Source organism: Krasilnikovia sp. M28-CT-15, assembly GCF_047159595.1.
In the GTDB taxonomy this organism is placed as follows: Bacteria; Actinomycetota; Actinomycetes; order Mycobacteriales; family Micromonosporaceae; genus Actinoplanes.
Genome location: NZ_BAAGAK010000001.1, coordinates 7,497,614 through 7,503,615, shown reverse-complemented (window position 1 = coordinate 7,503,615; position 6,002 = coordinate 7,497,614). Strand labels below are relative to the sequence as shown.

The window sequence follows — 6,002 nt, the reverse complement described above, 5'->3', positions numbered from 1 at the left end:
GTACCCGAAAACTGTAAGCGGTGGCCCTCTCTTTCTTCCGGACATGGAGTTATCCCGTGCAGCTCCAGCGGGTCCTAACCGCTTTGGGCCGCAAACGCTGACGGCGGAAAGTGCCTCTACAGGCAAGACATGACCGTGCACGGACTGCGTCTACGGACCAGAACTGCCCGCATGTCACGGGCCGCGCCTATGCGCGGCCGTCCAGTCCCCACACGCCGCGGCCGCTCAAGGCCGATCGTTTTTGCGTTCCGCCCTGGCGGCGCGGCTCAGGCGGCGGACCGGGAACGAAGCCGCTGCGGCGGAACGCCGGCCGCGGTCAGTTGCCCGCCGACAGCCGCCGAGTAGTTCTCCATCGACACGGCCACGTGATGATCGTCGGCCAGGTCGCACAGGGCGGCGAGGGTGCCGAGGTTGATGGCGTCCATGGTGGACACGTCGCTCAGGTCCAGAACGAGGCGGACCGGTCGGACCCGGCGAACTGCGTACACCAGGATCTGGCGCAGGGTTACCGCGGTATCGAAGTTCATCGCGCCGTGCGGCTGCACGACGAGACTGCCATCCACGCCCGTCTGAACATCGACCGAAGTGTTCTCCACCGGTCTGCCTTCCGTCACCGCGCGTTTGCCGGGCGGTCAGACTACGACGACTGCCAACGCGCGTCGATAGCCGGAAGGGTGAATTGTGACGGGGCGCAGGCAGCCGTGCACGACCACCTGCGCCCCGGTGGGTCAGCGGGCCTGCGGGGTCGCGGCGGCGACTGCCTTGCGTACGGTCTCGACGTCGGCGGGGGTGCCCAGCGGGTCGGGGAACGTGCCATAGGGGTGGACGTAGACGGGGGTGTCGCGCTGGGTGCGCCAGTTCTCGGACAGCGGTCCAACGTCGACGGCGTCGTATCCGATGGCGTCGAGGAACTCCGTGACGGTGCGCTTCGCGGCGACGTCGTCACCCGCGATCGGGAGGGCGGTACGGTCGGCGGCACCGGCCGGGCGGCCCAGCGACGCCAGGTGCTTGAAGTAGATGTTGTTGAAGCCCTTGACCACGTGCGCCTTGGTGAGGTGTCGCTGCAGCAGCTCGCCGGTGGTGGCGGTGCCGTTCTCCAGCTCAGGGAAGACGCCGTCGCGCTCGGGGTAGTAGTTGTTGGTGTCGATGACCACCTTTCCGGCCAGTGGCTCGGCCGGGACCTCGCGGTACGCCCGCAAAGGGACGGTGACGATGACGATGTCGCCGGCGGCGGCCGCCTCGGCGGAGGTGCCGGCGCGGGCCCGCGGGCCGAGCTCGGCGACCAGATCCTGCAGTGTCTCGGGGCCACGGGAGTTGCTCAGCACCACGTCGTAGCCGGCGGCGGTCGCCAGCCGTGCCACGGTCGAGCCGATCAAACCGCTGCCGATGAGTCCGATTGTCGTCATGTCAGCGCGAACCTCCCGATTGCCCGCGGGATTCCGCCTCACCGCGCGGTCGTGACGGGCAGCACACTTTGCGGGAACTGTCCCGCCGTTTCAGCCGCCAAAACCGGCGGCCAGAAAGAGACCGAAACACAGCGGCGCCAGCAGCACGCTCGTGGCCAGGGCGCGGAGACGTGCGGCGGTGCCGTGGGCTGCCGCGAGGACCAGCGCCACGCCGAGCAGCGCTTCCAAAGCCGCCGTGGCCGCCGCGTCGGCGTGCTGGGCGGTGTCCGCGCGCCACAACAGCAGGGCTTCGGCCAGCAGGACCGCGCCCGGCATCGCGGCCGCGACGGCCGGCCAGCGCCAGGCCGGGTCGCGGCTGAGACACCCGGCTGCCCCGAACACGGCTCCGGCCAACACCCCGAACGCCATCCACATCAGCGTCGACGGCGCCCACAGGTTCTGGGGGCTGTCGTGTAGCTGTACGACCGCGGCCACGTAGTAGGCCGGTACGGCGACGACGAGCAGAACCGTCCCCGCGAGCGCTGCGCGCATGGGGCCGACGCGGAGCAGGCGGCCGGTGGTGAACGCCGCGACCGCCCATACGGCGCTGGAGTTGGCCAGGTTCGCCCACGGGTAGGGCAGGGTGCGTTGCGCCAGCAGGTCGACCGTGCCCAGCAGGATTCCGCCGAGCACCGCCAACGGCAGCCACCACCGCGATCTGGCCTCGCTCACGCCATCGTTCACGGCGTCGAGCCTCGCAGCGGCGCGCGGCCCGCACATCCCTCCCGGGTCGGATCGGGACGTCCCCGCCTCCGTCCGGCGGCCGAGTCGTCGCTGCGCACGGCAGGACACGCCCTGCGCCGGAAACGACGGCGGCCGTTCGCGTCCGGCCGCGGGCGTCGGCCGGGCAGGGGGTCAACCTTGGTCGGCGTGGCGGGCCCGGCGGGCGTCGTAGTGGCGGGCCGCTCGGGCGTGGGCGGCGGCGACAAGCTCGGCGACGCGGGCCCGGGTGTGCGGGCCGGGGTTGAGGACGCAGACCCATCCGGCGGTGGCGTACACGGGGTGCGGGATCAGGTGGTCGAGCGCGGTGTAGTCCCACCGGTCGGCGTGTGCAGGGTGCTCGGCGGGGGCATAGCCGACGGTCTCGGTGAACAGATCGCGGCCGGGGTCGAGGTTGAGGCGTACGACGCCGGGGCGGTGCAACTGGGACGCGGTGTCGAAGCCGGGATAGTCGCTGGTGACCAGCGTCGCGAACGGCATGCGCCGGTCAGCGGGTGAGTCGTCCTGCGGGTCGTAGAAGAAGAACGAGTCGCCCCAGGCCATCTCCGGCGCTCCGGTTTCGGCGCTGGCGTGAACCGCGACCACTCCGGGCAGCGCGGTGATCAGTGCGGTGACCTGCTCCTCGATGTCTGTTCCCATACCCTTGAACCATATCGTTGAACGAGTGCGGATCTGGCCCATCTGTTGCGCCGGGGCGGATATCCCCTTGCCCACATCGCGACGGTCCTGCGGCACCTGCGGGAGGCGGGCGACCTGGCGGCCCTGACCGCGGCCCTGGCGGACTGGCAGGCCCGGGTCACGGCGCGGGGCCTTGCCATGCTCGCGGCCGCGGCGCAGCTGTCCGGGTATCTCGCCGCCGACAGCGGTCGTCCGGGCCCGCCGGGCTGAGGCGGCGCAGCCACGGTCGACAGAGGCCGATCCCGCGGGCGTGAGGCCGCTGCGCCCGCGTCCTGCCGGAGCCCAGCGATAGCCCAGGCACGAGCCCTGGGCGGGCAGGTCAGGACGGCAGGGCGCGCCAGCCGTCGTAGTCGTGCACGGCGATCCCGTTGAACGCGGGTGCGCCGCGGGTCGCGCCGTCCACCCGGGCCAGCGCGTCGCCCAGCGCGGTCGCGCCCTCCTCGGCGAAGGTGCAGTACGGGCAGTCGGCCAACGGCCGGGTTTCGGCGCCCAGCCGGACCCGCTTGCCCGCGGCGGCGCCGCGCGCCAGCCAGTCCCGGCTGACGTTGTAGATCGAGTTGGGGCCGGTGCCGCTGTCCCGGTAGCTCATCACGGTGACGGACGATGCCCGGCGCAGCGTCTCGGTGGCGAGGTTCTTGCCGGAGACGGTGATGGTGCCGTACCAGAACGGCACGTCGACCTCCACGGCCAGCGGGCCGGCGGTGCGCAGTCGCTGCAGCAGGGTCAGGTAGGCGGTGGCCGTGGCATTGCGGTTGGTGTTCCACGCGCGTAGCAGGTACGGCTCGACGTCGATGTGCAGGCCGGCGAAGAGCCTGCTCCCCGTCACCGCTTTCTGCCAGGCCAGGGCCGCGGCGTGGTGGGTGGTCCAGGTTTCGTCGCCGCCGAGCGCGCTCAGGCGTACTCCCGCGAGATCGGCCCGGCGTTTCAGCTCGCGCAGGCGGGGCAGGGAGCCGTCGGTGGCGACGGTGGTGCTGACGTACACGAAGATCTCGGTCACGTCGTGGCGGGTTGCCCAGGACACCACCGTGGCGGGGTTCGCCGCGCTCCACAGCCACATCGCCCGGGTGCCGGGCGGGGCGGGTGCGGGGCCGGCGCTGGCGTTCGCCCCGGAGGCGGTCAGCAGGAGTGCGGCCAGCAGCGACACCAGCCACGTTCGCCATCCGCGCGCCACCACGCCACCTCCTGATCTGCCGCGCGCTGCGTACCGGTTCGCGGTAGGGCGAGGATCGGCAGCCGACCGGGGGTTTCTGAGGTGTTGGCCGTCACGCGCGGTGTGCGAGGTCATGGGCGGGTCACCCATGCATTTCTGTGGCGAGTCCATCACCACAGTCGGTCAGGACGGCCGCGGCGGGGTCGATCGGAGCGGCAATCGGAAGCTGTCCCCCGAGTCGATGGAAGACGTGTCATGCGCCGCATTTTCGACATCCTGACCATGAGCCGAATGTTGACCAACCTGACCATCCGCCGATCGTTGCGGATCGGCTTCGCCGTCGTGGTGGTGCTGCTCGTCCTGCCCGGCCTGGTGTCGGTGGTCAGCCTGTTCCAGGCGACCGGGCGCATCGGGTCGCTGGCCGACGCCTCGGTGCCCGGCGCGCAGATCGTCGGCCGCATCGACGCCCTGATGAACAAGTACCGCAAGGAGCAGTGGGAGTACCTGGCGCTGCCCGCCGGCGACAAGGACCTCGCCGAGACGTTGACCTCCATGAAGGAGGAGGACGCCGAGATGAAGGGCCTGTTCGCGGACTACCGCAAGCTGCCCGTCGACGACAGCAACATCAAGGCGCTGACGGCGTTCGAGGGGCACTGGAACGCGTACGTGCAGGCGACCGCCGGTGAGGCCGAGCTGGCCGACAAGGGCGACCGGGATGCCGCGCGCGCCACGTTCGACGACGGCAAGGGCAGCGACCTGTGGGACTCGCTCAAGACCGACCTGAAGTCGTGGCGCGCGGTCGCCACCAAGGTGGCCCAGGCGGATCAGAGCGCCGCCGGGATCTCCGCGATCGTGGCGTTCAGCCTGTTCGGGCTGCTGCTGGCGATCGCCGTGGCGGCGGCGTTCGTGGTGTGGCGGACCCTGTCTCGGCGGATCACCGACGGGCTGGAGACGCTGGCCGACGCGGCGGACGGCATCTCCCGCGGCGACCTGGCGCAGCGTGTGGAGACCGCGACCGACGACGAGATCGCGCAGGTGGCATCGGCCTTCGACCGGATGGTCGAGTACCTGACCGGCATGGCCGACGCGTCACAGCGCCTCGCCGAGGGGCAGCTGGCGGTCAACGCACGACCCAAGTCGGAGCAGGACCGGCTGGGGCAGGCGTTCGCGGCGATGGTGGCCAACCTGAACGACTCCATCGGTCAGGTGCACCTGGCCGCGGGCGCCCTGGACGACGCGTCCCAGGACCTCACCGAGGTCTCCGACGGGGTGCGCGGCGCCTCGGGCGAGGTCGTCGACAACGCCGGGCGGCAGGTGACCCTGGTCCGTGAGGCGCAGCACGCCGCCGAACAGACCGTCGAACTGGTCACCGGGGGCATGGCCACCGTGCAGCAGCTCGGCCAGGTGATGCGGGAGCTGGACAGCAAGTCCACGGAGATCGGCGGCATCGTCGAGGCGATCACCCGGATCGCCGCGCAGACCAACCTGCTGGCGCTCAACGCCTCCATCGAGGCCGCCCGGGCCGGTGTGCACGGCTCCGGCTTCGCCGTGGTGGCCGGTGAGGTCCGCGCCCTGGCCGAGGAGAGCGGCACCTCCGCGCAGTCCATCGCGAACCTGGTCGCCGACATCCAGCGGACCAGCGGCGACGCCGTGCGGATGGTGGACGAGCACGCCCGCGGCGCGTTCGAGCGGATCGCCAGCGGCACCTCGTCGCTGCGGGTCGCGCTGGACGAGGTGGGCGCGTTCGCCAGCGCGAACGTGCAGTCCACCGAACGGATGGCGGCCGCGACCGCGGCGACGGCCAGTTCCGTGCGGCAGCTCGGTGCGACCGCCGACCAGCTGCGCGGGGTGGCCGGGCGATTCTCGGTGCAGCAGTAGCCGGGGTATGAGTTCGCGACCTGGTCGCCGGGCGGCCGTGACGGTCGTCAGCCGGCCGGCCACCCGCCGTCCGCGCCGTACCCGGACGGCCGCTGAAGTCCCGGATGAGCAGGGCTTTCCGGCTGGCGCGA

The 6,002-nt window shown here is 71.5% G+C and carries 7 protein-coding genes; 2 read left to right on the top strand and 5 right to left on the bottom strand.

What is annotated here, in order from left to right:
- Positions 1 to 266: 266 nt before the first annotated feature.
- From ACMCNO_RS34385 to ACMCNO_RS34370, 4 genes are all read right to left on the bottom strand, one after another.
- Positions 267 to 563 (bottom strand): STAS domain-containing protein, encoded by a 297-nt coding sequence (locus ACMCNO_RS34385; RefSeq protein ID WP_412753561.1) that lies wholly within the window; start codon positions 561 to 563, stop codon positions 267 to 269.
- A gap of 165 nt (positions 564 to 728) precedes the next feature.
- Positions 729 to 1,448 carry an NADPH-dependent F420 reductase gene (locus tag ACMCNO_RS34380; RefSeq protein WP_412753560.1) on the bottom strand — a complete coding sequence of 240 codons (720 nt, stop codon included), beginning with the start codon at positions 1,446 to 1,448 and terminating at the stop codon, positions 729 to 731.
- A gap of 48 nt (positions 1,449 to 1,496) precedes the next feature.
- On the bottom strand, positions 1,497 to 2,129 hold the full coding sequence (locus ACMCNO_RS34375; RefSeq protein WP_412753559.1) for a DUF6518 family protein: 633 nt from the start codon (positions 2,127 to 2,129) through the stop codon (positions 1,497 to 1,499).
- 171 nt (positions 2,130 to 2,300) lie between these two features.
- Positions 2,301 to 2,804, bottom strand: coding sequence for a DUF6194 family protein (locus ACMCNO_RS34370; protein WP_412753558.1), 504 nt, complete (start codon positions 2,802 to 2,804; stop codon positions 2,301 to 2,303).
- A 45-nt stretch (positions 2,805 to 2,849) separates the two neighbouring features.
- Here ACMCNO_RS34370 and ACMCNO_RS34365 point away from each other — a divergent pair, with 45 nt between their 5' ends.
- Positions 2,850 to 3,053, top strand: a complete 204-nt coding sequence (locus ACMCNO_RS34365) for a hypothetical protein (protein ID WP_412753557.1) — start codon at positions 2,850 to 2,852, stop codon at positions 3,051 to 3,053.
- A 109-nt stretch (positions 3,054 to 3,162) separates the two neighbouring features.
- Here the strand turns inward: ACMCNO_RS34365 and ACMCNO_RS34360 are convergent, their stop codons facing one another.
- Positions 3,163 to 4,017, bottom strand: a complete 855-nt coding sequence (locus tag ACMCNO_RS34360) for a hypothetical protein (RefSeq protein WP_412753556.1) — start codon at positions 4,015 to 4,017, stop codon at positions 3,163 to 3,165.
- A 231-nt stretch (positions 4,018 to 4,248) separates the two neighbouring features.
- On the opposite strand from ACMCNO_RS34360, the gene ACMCNO_RS34355 reads away from it, so the two are divergent.
- Positions 4,249 to 5,871 (top strand): methyl-accepting chemotaxis protein, encoded by a 1,623-nt coding sequence (locus ACMCNO_RS34355; RefSeq protein ID WP_412753555.1) that lies wholly within the window; start codon positions 4,249 to 4,251, stop codon positions 5,869 to 5,871.
- Positions 5,872 to 6,002: the final 131 nt, after the last annotated feature.

Excerpts from the sequence above, each read along its gene's own strand:
- ACMCNO_RS34355 (WP_412753555.1), top strand. The coding sequence starts at position 4,249 with ATGCGCCGCATTTTCGACATCCTGACCATGAGCCGAATGTTGACCAAC.
- ACMCNO_RS34370 (WP_412753558.1), bottom strand. The coding sequence starts at position 2,804 with ATGGGAACAGACATCGAGGAGCAGGTCACCGCACTGATCACCGCGCTG.